Below are 13,900 nucleotides of genomic sequence, written 5' to 3' on the forward strand. Positions count from 1 at the left end.
GCGGGTGAACTTCGAGTGCAGTCGAGGTGTCGTCTCGGCGAGTGGCCGGGGTCTTTACCGAACACGGCCGGCTCGGTAACGATTTCCACCCGCGGCGGCCCCGACGGTCTTCGCGAAAGCTCACGTCACCGGCCTCGACAGGTTCGCCGCCCTAGGGTGGGGACGATGCGTCTTGCGATGGACCACTCCTTGATGGACAAGGCCCGGACGGTCGCTGCGAGCACCTGGATGCGGCGCGGCAGGCACGTGGTGGCCTGGTTCGCCATGCTCGCGGTCTGCTACCTCGGCGGCGTCGCGGCGACCAACCTCGCACCGACCGTCGTCGAGACGTCCCAGTACCGCGCGGTGCTCCGCCTCGACCCGATCCCCCGGCATACGCCTGACCTGCACGCCCCGACGATCATCGGCGATGTCGACGTGCAGTTCGACTCACCGCTCGTCGCGCCCGGCATCGACATCGAGGTCGCCGTGCGCGAGGAGATCATGAACCTCTTCACGCGCAAGAACGTCGACGTCCGGGCGCTGCAGCCCTCGAACGACGAGATCTCGGCGGCGATCATGCAGGCCGCGAGCGGCGTCGGGATCCGGTTCGCCGGCGGGGCGGCCGTCGCGGCACTCGCTCTCGCCACGGCCTCCCACTACATCCGGCAGCGCCAGACCCGCCGGCACCATGTCGCGGTCGTGGTCAGTGCCATGGTCACCGCGTGTGCCGTGACCTTCGTCGGCATCGCCACGACGTACCAGCCCAGCCGCTTCGCGGCCTACAGCACGACCGGCGTCCTCGGTGTCGTCCAGCGCAACGCCGGCCTGCTCGCCAACGTCGAGGCACGCGCCGCCCAGGTCACGCCCTACTTCCGCAACCTGCTCGCCGTGACCCAGGCGCTCCAGCAGAAGTACGTCCAGGGCAACGTCGAGGAGCCGGTCTCGGCGCGGCTGCTGCTCGTCTCCGACATCCACGGCGCGAACCAGTACGCCCTGATGCGCTCGATCATCGAGGAGGAGCAGATCGACGCGGTCGTCGACAGTGGAGACCTGCTCAACTTCGGCCAGGTGCAGGAGGCCGAGGTCGCCGGGATGTTCCGCGGGATCGCGTCGCTCGGCGTGCCCTACATCTTCACCTCCGGCAACCACGACCAGTCGTCCCCGCACGACCGGGCGCTGCTCACCCGCCTGGCGCGGATCAAGAACGTCGTGCTGCTGCAGGACGGCGGGGGCACCCTTCGCGAGCTGACCTTCCACGGCCTGCGGATCACCGGTTTCAACGACCCGCGCTACTTCGGCGACGACAACCAGGACCCCGTCGCCAAGGAGAAGCCCGCCGTCGACGCGTACAACGCGACCCTGGCCGACCAGCCGGAGCCCGACATCGTCGTCACGCACGAGCCGTATGCCGCCCGGTACGTCGACGCCGGACGTCTCCTGGTCAACGGGCACATGCACTCGCCGGCCTTGGAGGGCAACCGGATCCAGGTGGGGACGTTCACCGGGGGCGGGGTCGTGTCGCACTACGTGGCGGGTCCGGGCGAGGAGCTGAACGGGCAGCCGTACTCCTTCGACATCCTCTCGTTCGGCCCGGCATGCGAGCTGACGACACTGACCCGCTACAGCTTCCGCAACCTGCTCGAGGGCCGGCCGGCCTACGACAGCGTGCAGGTGATCAGCGGCGCCCGCATCGACCCGTACCGACCACCGGAGACGAGGGAGCAGCCCGGGCAGCCGGCGTCGACGGACAAGCGGACCTGCGGACGGGTCGACGACACGACGATCCGGGACCTGCCGCCGCCAGGCGACCCGGCGCAGCCCGGGAGCACGTCCACCGGGACGACCCCCGCGACGCCGACGCCCACCACCTCGACGATCAGGCCCTGAGCTCGGGGAACTGGTCGTCGCGCCACTCCAGCGCCGGCTGCTGCGCGTGCGTGGCCTCCAGGTCGTTCTCGCGCCCGCGCAGCTCGACGCGGCGGATCTTGCCGGAGATCGTCTTCGGCAGCTCGTAGAACTCGATCCGGCGGACCCGCTGCCACGGCGCGAGCTTCTCGCGGGCATGCGCCAGGATCGACAGGGCGACCTCGGGCCCAGGCTCGTGGCCGGGGGCGAGCGCGATGTACGCCTTGGGCACGGCGAGCCGGACCGGGTCGGGGGCCGGCACGACCGCAGCCTCGGCGACGGCGGGGTGCTCGATGAGGACCGACTCCAGCTCGAAGGGGCTGATCTTGTAGTCACTGGCCTTGAACACGTCGTCGGTGCGGCCGATGTACGTGATGTAGCCGTCGGGGTCGACCGACGCGACGTCGCCCGTGTGGTAGAAACCACCGGCCATCGCCTCGGCGTTGCGCTTCTCGTCGCCCTGGTAGCCGGTCATGAGCGGGACCGGGTGGGCCGACAGGTCCAGGCAGATCTCGCCCTCCCGGTGGCCGGTGGCGTCCAGCTCGGTGACGAGCGTGTTCGTGACCGGGTCGACGACGACGACCGGACAGCCGGGCAGCGGCCGCCCCATCGACCCCGGCTTGAGCAGCGAGCCCGGGGTGTTGCCGACGGCGGCGGTCATCTCGGTCTGGCCGTACCCGTCGCGGATCGTCAGGCCCCACGCCTTCTCGACCTGGGCGATGACCTCCGGGTTGAGCGGCTCGCCGGCCCCGATGACCTCGCGGAGCGAGCCGGGGCCACCGGACAGGTCGGACTTGATGAGCATGCGCCACACCGTCGGCGGCGCACAGATCGAGGTCACCTCGTGAGTGCGCAGCACCCGAAGCAGCGCCGCGGCGTCGAACCTCGCGTAGTTGTAGATGAAGATCGTCGCCTCGGCGATCCACGGTGCGAAGAAGCACGACCAGGCATGCTTGGCCCAGCCGGGGCTCGAGATGTTGAGGTGGACGTCGCCGGGCTTGAGCCCGATCCAGTACATCGTCGACAGGTGGCCCACCGGGTAGGACCGCTGGGTGTGCTCCACGAGCTTGGGACGGCTCGTCGTGCCGGAGGTGAAGTAGAGCAGCATGCGGTCGTCGGGGGTGGTGCCGGGATGCGGAGCCGGGCCGGCCTCGACGTCGTTCGACGCGGCATAAGGCTCCCAGCCGGTGACGTCCTCGCCGTCGGCGGACCCGACGACGACGCGAACGTAGTCCCCGGGCACCTCGGTGAACTTGTGCACCTCGCGCGCGTTGGTGATGACCGCGCGGGCGCCGCCACGCTCCATGCGGTCGACGAGGTCGCCCGGCCCGACGGCCGTGGTGGTGGGCATGAGGACGGCGCCGAGCTTGATGACGCCCAGCATCGCCTCCCAGAGCTCGACCTGGTTGCCGAGCATGAGGATCACCGAGTCGCCGCGGCGGACGCCGAGCGACCCGAGCCAGGCGGCGACCTGGTCGCTGCGTCGGGCCATCTCGTCGAACGTCACCGATCGCGCCGACTCGTCCTCCTCGACGATCGTCAGGCAGGCCCGGTCGTTGCCCCGGCCGACCGCGTCGAACCAGTCGACCGCCCAGTTCCAGCGGTCGCCGACGTCGGGGAAGCGGAACTCCGCCACGGCGCGTTCGTGGTCACCGCGCAGGGCGAGCAGCTGGTCGCGGGCCGCCCGGAAGGTGTCGGTGGTGGTCGTCGGGGAGCTCGTCGTCGAAGCCATGATCAGACTGTAGGACGTCCTAGCAACAGGCGGGAGTGCCCGTGACGACAGCCACACCCGCCTCTGGAGGTCGTTCAGGCCGCGCCGGCCGCGCGGTCACTCCTCGGCGAGCTCCGGCCGGTCCCGCTTGCCCTTGGGCATCGCCCGGGTGTCGTCGGTCGTGTCGTCGTCGTAGTGATCGCCGTTCTCATTGCCGGTGCCACTGCCGGTGCCACTGCCGTAGTCGTCGCCGGACCCGCCACGGCCGTAGGACCGGCGGCGTAGGTCGTCCTGGTCGATGAGCCGGTTGATCAGCTGCTGCACCTCGTTGCTGCGCGGGATGTAGCTGAGGTTCTCGTCCGGGCTGTCGCCGGCGGACTCGATGTGCAGCGACCCCGCACCGATGATGCGGTCCAGGAGGGTCTGCTGGAAGCTCACGTCGGTGATCTTCGACAGCGTGATGTCCTTGCCGTTCTTGGTCAGGATGCCGCGGCGCACCATGACCCGGTGCGTCGTGATGACGTAGTGGGTGGTCCGCCACCGCAGGTACGGCACGACGACGAGCGGGATCGCGACGAGGACGAGCAGGATGACCGCGATGAGCTGGATCCGGTTGCCGGTGCTGTCGTTGGGCGTGGCCCACACGGCGACCACGCACAGGGCCGCGAGCACCAGTCCGAACAGGGTCGGGATGACGACGGTGAGCCAGTGCGGATGAAGGCTGCGCTCGACGCGCTCGCCCTTGGCCAGCACGTTCTCCGGGAACCCCACGATGTCCTCCTGTCCGGGTCGACCGTGCCGTTCCACCCCGCGCACGGTCGTATGCCGTCAGCCTAGGCCCCGGCATGCCCCGCGGAGACGCATCACCGCCGTGTCCCGCCCAGGTCGCTTCACCCGCGCCGGATGAGGTCTCCCGGACGACCGCGGGAGGACGCTGCAGGGGTCGGCTCGCCCGACTCCCGTCCACCAACCGACCCTCACCGGGAGGAACACATGGCAACCCTGACCGTCTGGAAGTTCGACTCGGCTGAGGGTGCCGACCAGGCCGTGGAGACCCTGCGTGATCTCGTCAGCCAAGAGCTCATCACCCTGCACGACGCCGCCACGGTGTCCTGGCCCTCGGACAAGAAGAAGCCGAAGACGCGCCAGCTGAACAACCTCGCCGGCAAGGGCGCCCTCGGCGGGTCCTTCTGGGGGCTGCTCTTCGGGCTGCTCTTCTTCGTGCCCCTGCTCGGTGTGGCGATCGGTGCCGCGACCGGCGCGCTGGCCGGTGCCCTCAGCGACGTCGGCATCGACGACTCCTTCATCGACAACGTCCGCAAGGAGGTCACGCCCGGCACGTCGGCGCTGTTCGCGCTGACCTCCGACGCGGTGCTCGACAAGGTCCTGCCGGCCTTCGAGGAGCTCCGCCCGACCCTGATCCAGTCCAACCTCTCCGGGGACGACGAGGCGAAGCTGCTCGCGACGTTCGGCGAGGACTGAGGCCGCCCCCGCGGCGCCCATGCCGTCGCAACCGGAGCCATCCACCCACGTGCCGCCGGGCGCCCCTGTGCCGGCCGGCGGGCAGCTGCTGCCGCGTGGGCTCGTCGTCATCGTCGGCCTGGCGGCGGGCCTCGTCTTCGTGCTCGGGCTGCACCGGATCTCCGGCCTGGTGGCGCCGGCCTTCCTCGCTCTCGTGCTCACGGTCGCTGCGAGCCCGATCCGCACGCTCCTGGTCGACCGCGGCGCCCCGCGCTGGCTCGGCGCGACCGCCGCGATCCTCGTCGTGACCGTCGGCCTGATCGTGTTCGTCGCGCTCCTCGTCGTGTCGGTGGCGCGGTTCGCCGAGCTCATACCGACGTATGCCGCCAAGTTCGACGACCTCGTCGGCGAGGTCACGTCGTGGCTGGCGGGGCTGGGTGTCCAGGCACCACAGAGTGACGCGATGCTGTCGTCCCTCGACCTGAACGGCCTCAGCTCGTGGCTCGCCGGGCTGTTCGGTGGGGTGGTGTCGGCGCTGACGAGCCTGGTCTTCGTCCTGGCCCTGGTGCTCTTCACCTGCATGGACGCGAGCCGGTTCACGGCCTCCCTCGAGCGCCTCCAGGACGAGCGTCCGGCCTTCGTCGAGGCGTTAGGCAGCTTCACCCACCTGACCCGGCGCTACCTCATCGTGTCGTCGGTCTTCGGCTTCGTCGTAGCCGTCATCGACACCCTGATGCTGTGGGCCCTCGGCGTGCCGGCGCCGCTCCTCTGGGGGCTCCTGGCGTTCATCACCAACTACATCCCCAACATCGGCTTCGTCATCGGCCTCATCCCGCCGGCCGTGCTGGCACTGCTCGAAGGTGGCTGGCAGCTGTGCCTCACCGTGATCGTGGCCTACAGCGTCGTCAACCTCGTCATCCAGTCGGTGATCCAGCCTCGGCTCGTCGGTGATGCGGTCGGGCTGTCGGCAACCGTGACGTTCCTGTCGCTCGTCGTCTGGGCGGCCATCATCGGTCCCGTCGGTGCGATCCTCGCGGTCCCCCTCACGTTGTTCGCCAAGGCGCTGCTCGTCGACGTCGACCCCCGCACGCGGTGGGTCGGGGCGCTGCTCGGCGACCGCCGGCTGGAATGAGCGATTCAGCCTGCGGACCCGTGCCCGCCGTCCTACTGTCCGGTCATCAGCCTTCGACCACAAAGGAGTGCGTCGTGAAGAGCAGGCCCGTCATCCCCATCCCCCAGTCAGTGACCCGCCAGCTGACCCGCCACCCGACCCGCCGCACGACCCGCCGCCGGCTCGTCGGCGCCGGGCTGGCCATCCTCACCGGACCGGCGCTGCTCTCGCGGCCGCCACACCCGCCGTGGCCGCGGCCGCCAGCTATGTCGCCTTGGGCGACTCGTACTCCTCCGGCACCGGCACCCGGACCTACATCAACGACGGCACGTCCTGCCAGCGGTCGGTCTACGCCTACCCGTCGCTCGACGCCGCCTCCCTCGGTCTGGCCCTGACCTTCCGCGCCTGCTCGGGCGCGACGGTCGCCGACGTCACGAACACCCAGCTGTCCGCGCTGACGAGTGCGACGGCATACGTGACGATCTCGGTGGGCGGTAACGACGCCGGCTTCGCCAGCGTGCTCACCGAGTGCGCGAAGCCGGGATGGCTGAGCAACTGCAACGGGGCCATCGACACGGCGCAGAACATCATCAACAACACGCTGCCCGGGCGCCTTTCGACGCTGTACACCTCGATCCGGAGCAAGGCGCCGAACGCGAAGGTGATCGTCGTCGGGTACCCGCGGATCTTCAACGGCCAGGACTGCAACCTGCTGACGTGGTTCTCGTCGGCGGAGGAGACGCGGCTCAACGCGACGGCCGACCTGCTCAACTCACGGACCGCCACCGCCGCCGCGGCCAAGGGCTTCACCTTCGTCAACCCGACCTCGAAGTTCGTCGGGCACGCGGTGTGCGACTCCGTCGAGTGGATCAACGGCCTGTCCAACCCGGTCGGCGAGAGCTACCACCCCAACATCGCCGGGCACCGTGACGGCTATGCCGTCGTCACCAAGCCGGCCTTCGGCGTCGCCGTGGTGGCCGCCGCGGCCGCCACCTACTCTGCGAGCGCGATCACCACGGATGCCGCCCGGTATGCCGCGGCCGACCGGCTCATCGCGCCCAAGGAGTTCGTGCTGCCTGACCTGACGACACCGCAGGCCAAGGCGGCAGCCGCCAAGGCAGGCGTCGACCTCACGAGCCGGGCCAGCATCGACGCCGCGGACCGCGCCGCCAACGCGAAGCAGGACGCGGCCTGGGCTGCGACGCACCATTGATGAATGCGGTTTGACGACGTCGTCGTCGGCGGCGGTCACAACGGGCTGACCGCCGCCGCGTACCTCGCGCGGGCGGGGCGCCGCGTCCTGGTCCTCGAGAGGTCGGGGTGGGTCGGCGGCGCAGCGGTGTCCACCCGGCCGTTCGACGGCGTCGACGCCCGCCTGTCGCGCTACTCGTATCTCGTGTCGCTGCTCCCGCGGCAGATCGTCACCGACCTCGGTCTCGACGTCCGGCTCGTGCGTCGCCGGTTCTCGTCGTACACCCCGTTCCCAGCGCGGCCCGAGCAGGGTGTGCTCGTCGACAGCGCCGACGAGCCCGCCACACGCGCGCGGTTCGGCGACCTCACCGGCGGCGATGCGGCCTATGCCGGGTGGTCGGCCTTCTACGCGCGCATGGGCCGGCTCGCCGAGCGGGTCTTCCCGACCACGCTCGAGCCGCTGCGATCCCGCGAGCACCTGCGAGGGCTCGTGGGCGACGACGACCTCTTCGACGCGCTGACGACCCGACCGGTGGGTGACCTGGTCCGCGCCGTCACAACGGACGACACCGTGCGCGGCATCATCGCCACCGACGCGCTGATCGGGACGTTCGCGTCCCTCGACGACGCCGGCCTGCGACCGAACATCTGTCTGCTCTACATGCTGTTCGGCGGCGGGACCGGCGACTGGGACGTGCCGGTCGGCGGGATGGGCGCAGTGACGGACTCGCTTGCGGCAGCTGCGGTCTCAGCGGGAGCGATGGTCGTGACGAGCGCCGAGGTCTGCTCCGTCGACCCGTCGACAGGTGTGGTCGCGTGGACCGACTCCGCCGCGCCGGCCGACCGGTGGTCTGCCGGCCGGACTTCGGCCACGACGCACACCGCCCGGGCGTCCACCATCGTCGCGGGGTGCGCCCCGGAGGTGCTCAACCGGCTGCTCGCGGCGAGCGGCGCACCGCCGGTGCCGACCGAGCAGGACGTCGAGGGCTCGCAGCTCAAGGTCAACCTGCTGCTCAGCCGGCTGCCGCGCCTGCGTGACGAGTCGGTCGACCCGCGTGCCGCGTTCGCAGGCACCTTCCACGTCAACGAGGGCTTTGCCCAGCTGGAGCGGGCGTATGCCGCCGCCCGCGCCGGTCGCATCCCCGACCTTCCGCCGTGCGAGCTCTACTGCCACACCCTGAGCGACCGGTCGATCCTCGGGCCGGCGCTCGCTGCGACGGACGTGCAGACCCTGACGGTCTTCGCGCTGCACCTGCCCGCCCGTCTCTTCAGGGTCGACAACGACGGCGCGACGAAGCAGGCCCTGGAGGCCACCATCCGGTCGATCGACTCCGTGCTCGCCGAGCCCCTCGAGCCCCTGCTCGTGCACGACGCCGCCGGGAACCCGTGCATCGAGGCCCGGAGCCCGGTCGACCTCGAGCACGCGCTCGGGCTGCCCGGCGGTCACATCTTCCACCGCTCACTGCAGTGGCCCTGGGCCGAGCGGCCCGGCGACGTGGGCTCGTGGGGCGTCGAGACGGCATACGGGAACGTCGTCCTCGCGAGCGCTGGAGCCCGCCGCGGCGGGGGTGTGAGCGGCATCCCCGGTCACAACGCAGCCCGGGCGATCCTCGAGCGGTGAGCCCCTTGATCCATGGCTCGTCAGGCGGGCCAGATGCCCGATGACCCGCGACGATGGCTGGTCATGAGATGCGCGTCGATGATGCCCACGGCCTCCATGAGCGCATACATGGTCGTCGGACCGACGAAGGCAAAACCCTTCTTGCGCAAGGCTTTCGACAGGGCCTTCGACTCCTCTGAAACGGTCGGCAGCTCGGAGTAGTCGTTGGGACGAGGCGTGTCGGCCGGCTTGAAGCCCCAGACGAGGTCGACGAGCCCGCCCTCCTCGCGCAGCGCGACCGTCGCGCGCGCGTTGGTGATCGCGGCCCGGATCTTCGCGCGGTTGCGGACGATGCCCGCGTCACCCATGAGCCGCTCGACGTCGGCGTCGGTGAACCCGGCCACGACGTCGGGGTCGAAGTCGGCGAAGGCCGCCCGGAATGCCGGCCTCTTGCGCAGGATCGTGGCCCACGACAGGCCGGACTGGAACCCTTCGAGGCAGATCCGCTCGTACATCCCGTGCTCGTCGCGGACCGGCATCCCCCACTCGGTGTCGTAGTACTCCATCAGCAGTGGATCCACCGACGCCCAGGTGGGTCTGGCCAGCCCGTCCGCTCCGACAACTGTCATGCCGGTGACCCTAGGGCACCGCCATGACAGTCGAAGGGGTGTCAGCTCACTGCTGGAAGACCGCGTCGCCGTCCTTCTGCAGCTGCTGCAGCATCGCCTTCGGGTCCGCATCGGGCAGGCCGGCCAGCTTCGCGTCGAACGAGTCGAGCGCTGTCTCCATGCCGGCGACCGTCACCGGCGGCGTCGCGTAGGTCACCCCGGCGACGAACGCCTTGTCGGACGGGAACTGCCCCACGAAGGCCTGCTGGGCCGACCGGAGCGGGGGCATGAATCCGAGCCCGCCCGCGAGCTGCATCGACGGGTTGGTCGTCGACAGGAACCTCACGAGGTCGACGGCGGCGGGCTGGTTCTTGCTCGCGGCGGCGATGCCGTAGCAGTCCGCGAACGCGAGGGTGCCCTTCGACGCCGGACCGGCGGGCAGCTCGACCGCGATGAACTTCGTGTTGGGGTAGCTGTTCTTGAGCACCGCCTTGATCGTGTTGTCCTCGATCGTCATCGCGGCCTTGCCCATGCCGTACGCCTCGGCGCTCGTCGTGGCACCGAGTGCCTTCGGGTATGCCGCGCTGCCGCCCTCGAGCAGCTTCTGCACCTCGGTCACGCCGGTGAGGTTTGTCGCGGTGTCGGCCGTCATCCTGGTCTGGTCGGCGTTGACGATCCAGCCTCCGGCCTGGCGCATGAAGGCGCCGACGCGGTCGATGGTGTCGCCGACGACGAGGCCCTTGACGCCGTTGGCCGTGAGCTTCTGGGCGATGGTCTCGAGCTGGCCCCACGTCGTCGGCACCTGGGTCGTCGTCAGGCCGGCTGCGCTCCACAGGTCCGGGTTGATGACGAGGGCGAGGGTCGTGAAGCCCGTCGGCGCGCAGTAGAACTTGCCACCGTTGGTGAAGGTCTGCACGAGCTGCGGGTAGAAGTCGCTCGTCATGTCGAGCTGGTCGCCGTAGGCGAAGAGGTTGCCGTCCTTGGCGTAGGTGGCGAAGACCCCGGCGTCGGTGAAGAACAGGTCCGGTGGCGTGCCCGCCTTGAAGGCATCGGTCAGCTCCTTGCCGATGTCGCTCGCCGCCGCGGCGACCTCGACCTTGTTGCCGGTCTGGTCCTCCCACGGCTTGACGACGTTCTGGATGAGGGTGACGTCGGCCGGGCTGCCCGACGGGACCAAGAACGTGATCGTCGCGCCACCGCCTCCCCCTGTGCCGCCTGCGCTCGGCGAGCCGCCCGTCGTGTTGCTGGGCGTGTCGCTCGAGCTGCATGCGGCCAGGGCGAGCATGCCGGCCAAGCCTGCTGCGGCGACTGCGGTGGTGTGCCTGAACATCCGTGACATCGGTGGCTCCCTCGGTCCCTGTCGTGAGTCCCTCGATCGGTGCGGTCATCCACGATCGAACGTAGCCTGGCACCAGGGGTGGACGGTTCACCCCAAAATGACGAAAGCGTTGCCGCCTCGGTACCCGCGGGCCGTTCTCTCCTAGGATCGATGGGGTGATGCCGGCCCTCATCCTCGTGTCCGAGACCCGCACCGACCAGCTGGCCGACGAGTTCGGCCGCTACCGGCGCGACTACGACATCCGCACCGCGACGTCTGCGGCCGAGGCCAAGACCGTGGCCAAGCAGGTCGTCGCCGACGGCGGCCAGGTCGCCATGTTCGTGTCCGAGTCACGGCTGCCCGACGCCAATGTGCTCGAGGCGTTCCACTGGTGGCGCGCGACCGTGCCGACCGCACGACGCCTCATCGCCGCCCACTGGTCGATGTTCCGGGAGGACGCCGAGGGCCTGAGGTCCGGCCTGGCAAAGGGCAAGTACGACGCATACCTCCTCATGCCCCGCGGCGTGCGCGACGAGGAGTTCCACACGGCGGTGTGCGAGCTGCTGTCCGACTGGGGCTCGACCGTGGCCGAGCCCGAGGTCGTGACGGTGCGCATCGTGTCACCCGTCCAGGACGCACTGACCCTGAGCATCCGCGACTACCTCGACCGGATGGGAATGCCCAACCGGGTGTACGCACCCGACAGCGAGGAGGGGCGGCTCGTGCTCTCGCACGTCGACGGCGAGCCCGTCTTCCCGATCGTGCAGGCCATGGACAAGACGATCGGCACGGCGACGAGCGTGCACGACGTCGCCGTGCGCATCTACGGGCGCCCGGCCGACATCGACGTCGACCAGGTCGTGGACCTTGCGATCGTCGGGGCCGGGCCGGCGGGCCTGGCCGCGGCGGTGTACGCCTCGTCCGAAGGTCTGTCGACGATCGTGCTCGAGGCCGAGGCCATCGGCGGGCAGGCCGGCACGTCGTCGATGATCCGCAACTACCTCGGCTTCCCACGCGGCATCTCCGGGATGCGCCTGTCGCAGCGCGCCCGCAACCAGGCGATCCGCTTCGGCACCCGGTTCTTCACCGGCTGGCCCGTGACATCGTTCGTCCCGGGCGAGCCCGACGAGGACGGCACGAGCACGCCGCATGTTCTGTGCACCGAGGGCGGCGACGTCCGGGCCCGCGCCGTCGTCGTGTCGGCCGGCGTCAAGTACCGCCGCCTCGACGCGCCCGGCATCGAGCCTCTCATCGGGCTCGGCGTCAACTACGGCAGCGCGATGACCGCCGCCCGCGAGATGGAGGGCTACGACGTCATCGTCGTCGGCGGTGGCAACTCGGCGGGTCAGGCCGCGATCCACCTGGCGAGGTTCGCCCGGTCGGTGACGATCCTCGTGCGTCGCAACTCGCTCGAGGAGACGATGTCGCAGTACCTCGTCGGCGAGATCCACTACAACCCGAGGATCACCGTGCAGCCGTGCTCCGAGGTGGTCGAGGGCGGCCCCGGCGACGACGCCCGGCTCGGGTGGGTCACGATCCGCAACACTGCCGACGGCACGGTGCGACGCCGCGAGTGCCGTGGGCTGTTCCTGCTCATCGGGGCCGCGCCCTACTGCGAGTGGCTGCCGGACGCGCTCGCCCGCGACGAGCGCGGGTTCGTCCTGACCGGCCGCGACGTGCCGCAGGACAAGTGGCGCAACGGCCTGCCGCCCGAGAGCCTCGAGACGACCGTGCCCGGCGTCTTCGCGGCGGGCGACATCAGGTCGGGGTCGATGAAGCGTGTGGCGGCCGCGAGCGGTGAGGGCGCGTCGGTCGTGCCGCTCGTGCACGCGTGGCTGTCTCCGGGCAGCTGACCCCCGCGGGGCGGCGTCGGCTCGATCAGAGCCGGATCAGCTCACCGTTGTTGAACGAGTAGCGCACGGCGACGGTCGTGGCTGCGGGCAGGTTGGCCGGGTGGGCGGCAGGCACCCTGTGGTGATGCGGCTTGGCTGTGCCCACGAACTCCAGCCCTCCGGCGATGCCGGCGGCGTGGGCCTGTGCGGCCCCGAGGCCGGTCGTGCCGACGAATGCGACCGCCACGGCGGCGCCAGCGGCGCCGAGCCCGCGACGCAGGGCCGTGCGGACGGTCGGACGGGGGTCTGCGGGGCGGGGTGTGGTGTCCATGTGACGAGCCTCGGGGCCGGCGCTGTGGGGCGTCTGTGACAAGCCACTGAAGTTCCGATGGAGCCCGGTTCCCTTGTGCCCCAAGCAGTTCGGCGCTCAGTCGAGCGTCGACTCCATCTCACGAGCCACGACGTATGCCGCCGGGTCCTCTTCCGCTCGCAGCCCCGCGACCGCTCCGGCGCGGTCGGCCTCGGAGCGGTTCTGGCCGAGCTTGGCCTTGCCCTCGATCTGCTCGACGACCAGCTCGACGCCGACGATCGCGCGGAGCCTGGTGTGGATGAACTTCTCGGGTGCGTCGGTGAGCGACCACGCCGGGTCGCGATGCGCCTCGTGCCGCTCGGTCAGGCGGGTGACGATGTCGAGCACCCAGTCCGGGTCGTCGTGCACGGCGACGGGGCCGGACAGGTGCACCTCGGAGTAGTTCCAGGTCGGGACGACGCGGCCGTGCTCGGCCTTGGTGGCGTACCAGCTCGGCGAGATGTAGGCGTCGGCGCCGGAGACGACCACGAGTCCCGGTCCACCGTCGGCGATCCGCCTCCAGTGGTCGTTGCTCCGCGCGAAGTGGCCGAGCACTCGCGGGCTGTCGCCGGACTCGTCGATGATGATCGGCAGCAGCGTGGCGTCGGGCCGCCCGTCGGGGCCCACAGTGACCAGGTGCGCGGCCGGGTGGGCGGCGAGGAAGGACCGCACCTCGTCGTCATCCATCGCGTTGAACGCAGGCACGTACATCCCCCGATCCTCGCACCCCGCGATCCGAACCCACGTCCCACGTCGACTGGCCATTCGGATCCCCCGGATCGCGCAACACACCGAGCAGTCGCGAGCTTCGGCGGTTATTACCGTCGAAGCT

At 70.3% G+C, this 13,900-nt stretch carries 12 protein-coding genes; 6 read left to right on the forward strand and 6 right to left on the reverse strand.

From position 1 onward, the window contains the following. The first annotated feature begins 165 nt into the window (after positions 1-165). Positions 166-1,869, forward strand: coding sequence for a metallophosphoesterase family protein (locus ACWEOW_RS19685; protein WP_452270936.1), 1,704 nt, complete (start codon positions 166-168; stop codon positions 1,867-1,869). Here ACWEOW_RS19685 and ACWEOW_RS19690 read toward each other — a convergent pair. Beyond that, positions 1,859-3,619 (reverse strand): AMP-binding protein, encoded by a 1,761-nt coding sequence (locus ACWEOW_RS19690; RefSeq protein ID WP_452270937.1) that lies wholly within the window; start codon positions 3,617-3,619, stop codon positions 1,859-1,861. The two genes, ACWEOW_RS19685 and ACWEOW_RS19690, sit on opposite strands and share 11 nt — an antisense overlap. Before the next feature lie 96 nt (positions 3,620-3,715). Further along, complete coding sequence (locus ACWEOW_RS19695) at positions 3,716-4,369, reverse strand: PH domain-containing protein (RefSeq protein WP_452270938.1); 654 nt, start codon at positions 4,367-4,369, stop codon at positions 3,716-3,718. 222 nt (positions 4,370-4,591) lie between these two features. Between ACWEOW_RS19695 and ACWEOW_RS19700 the strand changes: the two genes are divergently transcribed. From ACWEOW_RS19700 to ACWEOW_RS19715, 4 genes are all read left to right on the forward strand, one after another. Next, positions 4,592-5,080, forward strand: coding sequence for a DUF1269 domain-containing protein (locus ACWEOW_RS19700; protein WP_452270939.1), 489 nt, complete (start codon positions 4,592-4,594; stop codon positions 5,078-5,080). Positions 5,081-5,099: 19 nt separating this feature from the next. After that, a complete protein-coding gene (locus ACWEOW_RS19705) occupies positions 5,100-6,191 on the forward strand; it encodes an AI-2E family transporter (RefSeq protein WP_452270940.1) in 1,092 nt (363 codons plus the stop codon). 226 nt (positions 6,192-6,417) lie between these two features. After that, positions 6,418-7,383 (forward strand): SGNH/GDSL hydrolase family protein, encoded by a 966-nt coding sequence (locus ACWEOW_RS19710; protein ID WP_452270941.1) that lies wholly within the window; start codon positions 6,418-6,420, stop codon positions 7,381-7,383. Between the two features lie 3 nt (positions 7,384-7,386). Beyond that, positions 7,387-8,982: a phytoene desaturase family protein gene (locus tag ACWEOW_RS19715; RefSeq protein ID WP_452270942.1), complete on the forward strand. Its 1,596-nt coding sequence runs from the start codon at positions 7,387-7,389 to the stop codon at positions 8,980-8,982. A gap of 20 nt (positions 8,983-9,002) precedes the next feature. Here ACWEOW_RS19715 and ACWEOW_RS19720 read toward each other — a convergent pair whose 3' ends face one another. Then, a complete protein-coding gene (locus tag ACWEOW_RS19720; protein ID WP_452270943.1) occupies positions 9,003-9,590 on the reverse strand; it encodes a DNA-3-methyladenine glycosylase I in 588 nt (195 codons plus the stop codon). A 46-nt stretch (positions 9,591-9,636) separates the two neighbouring features. Next, a complete protein-coding gene (locus ACWEOW_RS19725) occupies positions 9,637-10,908 on the reverse strand; it encodes an ABC transporter substrate-binding protein (RefSeq protein WP_452270944.1) in 1,272 nt (423 codons plus the stop codon). 158 nt (positions 10,909-11,066) lie between these two features. Here ACWEOW_RS19725 and ACWEOW_RS19730 point away from each other — a divergent pair, with 158 nt between their 5' ends. Then, complete coding sequence (locus ACWEOW_RS19730) at positions 11,067-12,740, forward strand: FAD-dependent oxidoreductase (RefSeq protein WP_452270945.1); 1,674 nt, start codon at positions 11,067-11,069, stop codon at positions 12,738-12,740. Positions 12,741-12,765: 25 nt separating this feature from the next. Here the strand turns inward: ACWEOW_RS19730 and ACWEOW_RS19735 are convergent, their stop codons facing one another. After that, positions 12,766-13,050, reverse strand: a complete 285-nt coding sequence (locus ACWEOW_RS19735) for a hypothetical protein (RefSeq protein WP_452270946.1) — start codon at positions 13,048-13,050, stop codon at positions 12,766-12,768. Positions 13,051-13,146: 96 nt separating this feature from the next. Further along, positions 13,147-13,779: an FMN-binding negative transcriptional regulator gene (locus ACWEOW_RS19740; protein ID WP_452270947.1), complete on the reverse strand. Its 633-nt coding sequence runs from the start codon at positions 13,777-13,779 to the stop codon at positions 13,147-13,149. Positions 13,780-13,900: the final 121 nt, after the last annotated feature.

The sequence above is a fragment of the Monashia sp. NPDC004114 genome (assembly GCF_053603855.1).

Bases quoted from the DNA above. Each gene is read 5' to 3' on its own strand.
- ACWEOW_RS19735 (WP_452270946.1), bottom strand. From the start codon at position 13,050: ATGGACACCACACCCCGCCCCGCAGACCCCCGTCCGACCGTCCGCACG.
- ACWEOW_RS19730 (WP_452270945.1), top strand. From the start codon at position 11,067: ATGCCGGCCCTCATCCTCGTGTCCGAGACCCGCACCGACCAGCTGGCC.
- ACWEOW_RS19705 (WP_452270940.1), top strand. From the start codon at position 5,100: ATGCCGTCGCAACCGGAGCCATCCACCCACGTGCCGCCGGGCGCCCCT.
- ACWEOW_RS19725 (WP_452270944.1), bottom strand. From the start codon at position 10,908: ATGTCACGGATGTTCAGGCACACCACCGCAGTCGCCGCAGCAGGCTTG.
- ACWEOW_RS19740 (WP_452270947.1), bottom strand. From the start codon at position 13,779: ATGTACGTGCCTGCGTTCAACGCGATGGATGACGACGAGGTGCGGTCC.
- ACWEOW_RS19685 (WP_452270936.1), top strand. From the start codon at position 166: ATGCGTCTTGCGATGGACCACTCCTTGATGGACAAGGCCCGGACGGTC.
- ACWEOW_RS19715 (WP_452270942.1), top strand. From the start codon at position 7,387: ATGCGGTTTGACGACGTCGTCGTCGGCGGCGGTCACAACGGGCTGACC.
- ACWEOW_RS19700 (WP_452270939.1), top strand. From the start codon at position 4,592: ATGGCAACCCTGACCGTCTGGAAGTTCGACTCGGCTGAGGGTGCCGAC.
- ACWEOW_RS19720 (WP_452270943.1), bottom strand. From the start codon at position 9,590: ATGACAGTTGTCGGAGCGGACGGGCTGGCCAGACCCACCTGGGCGTCG.
- ACWEOW_RS19690 (WP_452270937.1), bottom strand. From the start codon at position 3,619: ATGGCTTCGACGACGAGCTCCCCGACGACCACCACCGACACCTTCCGG.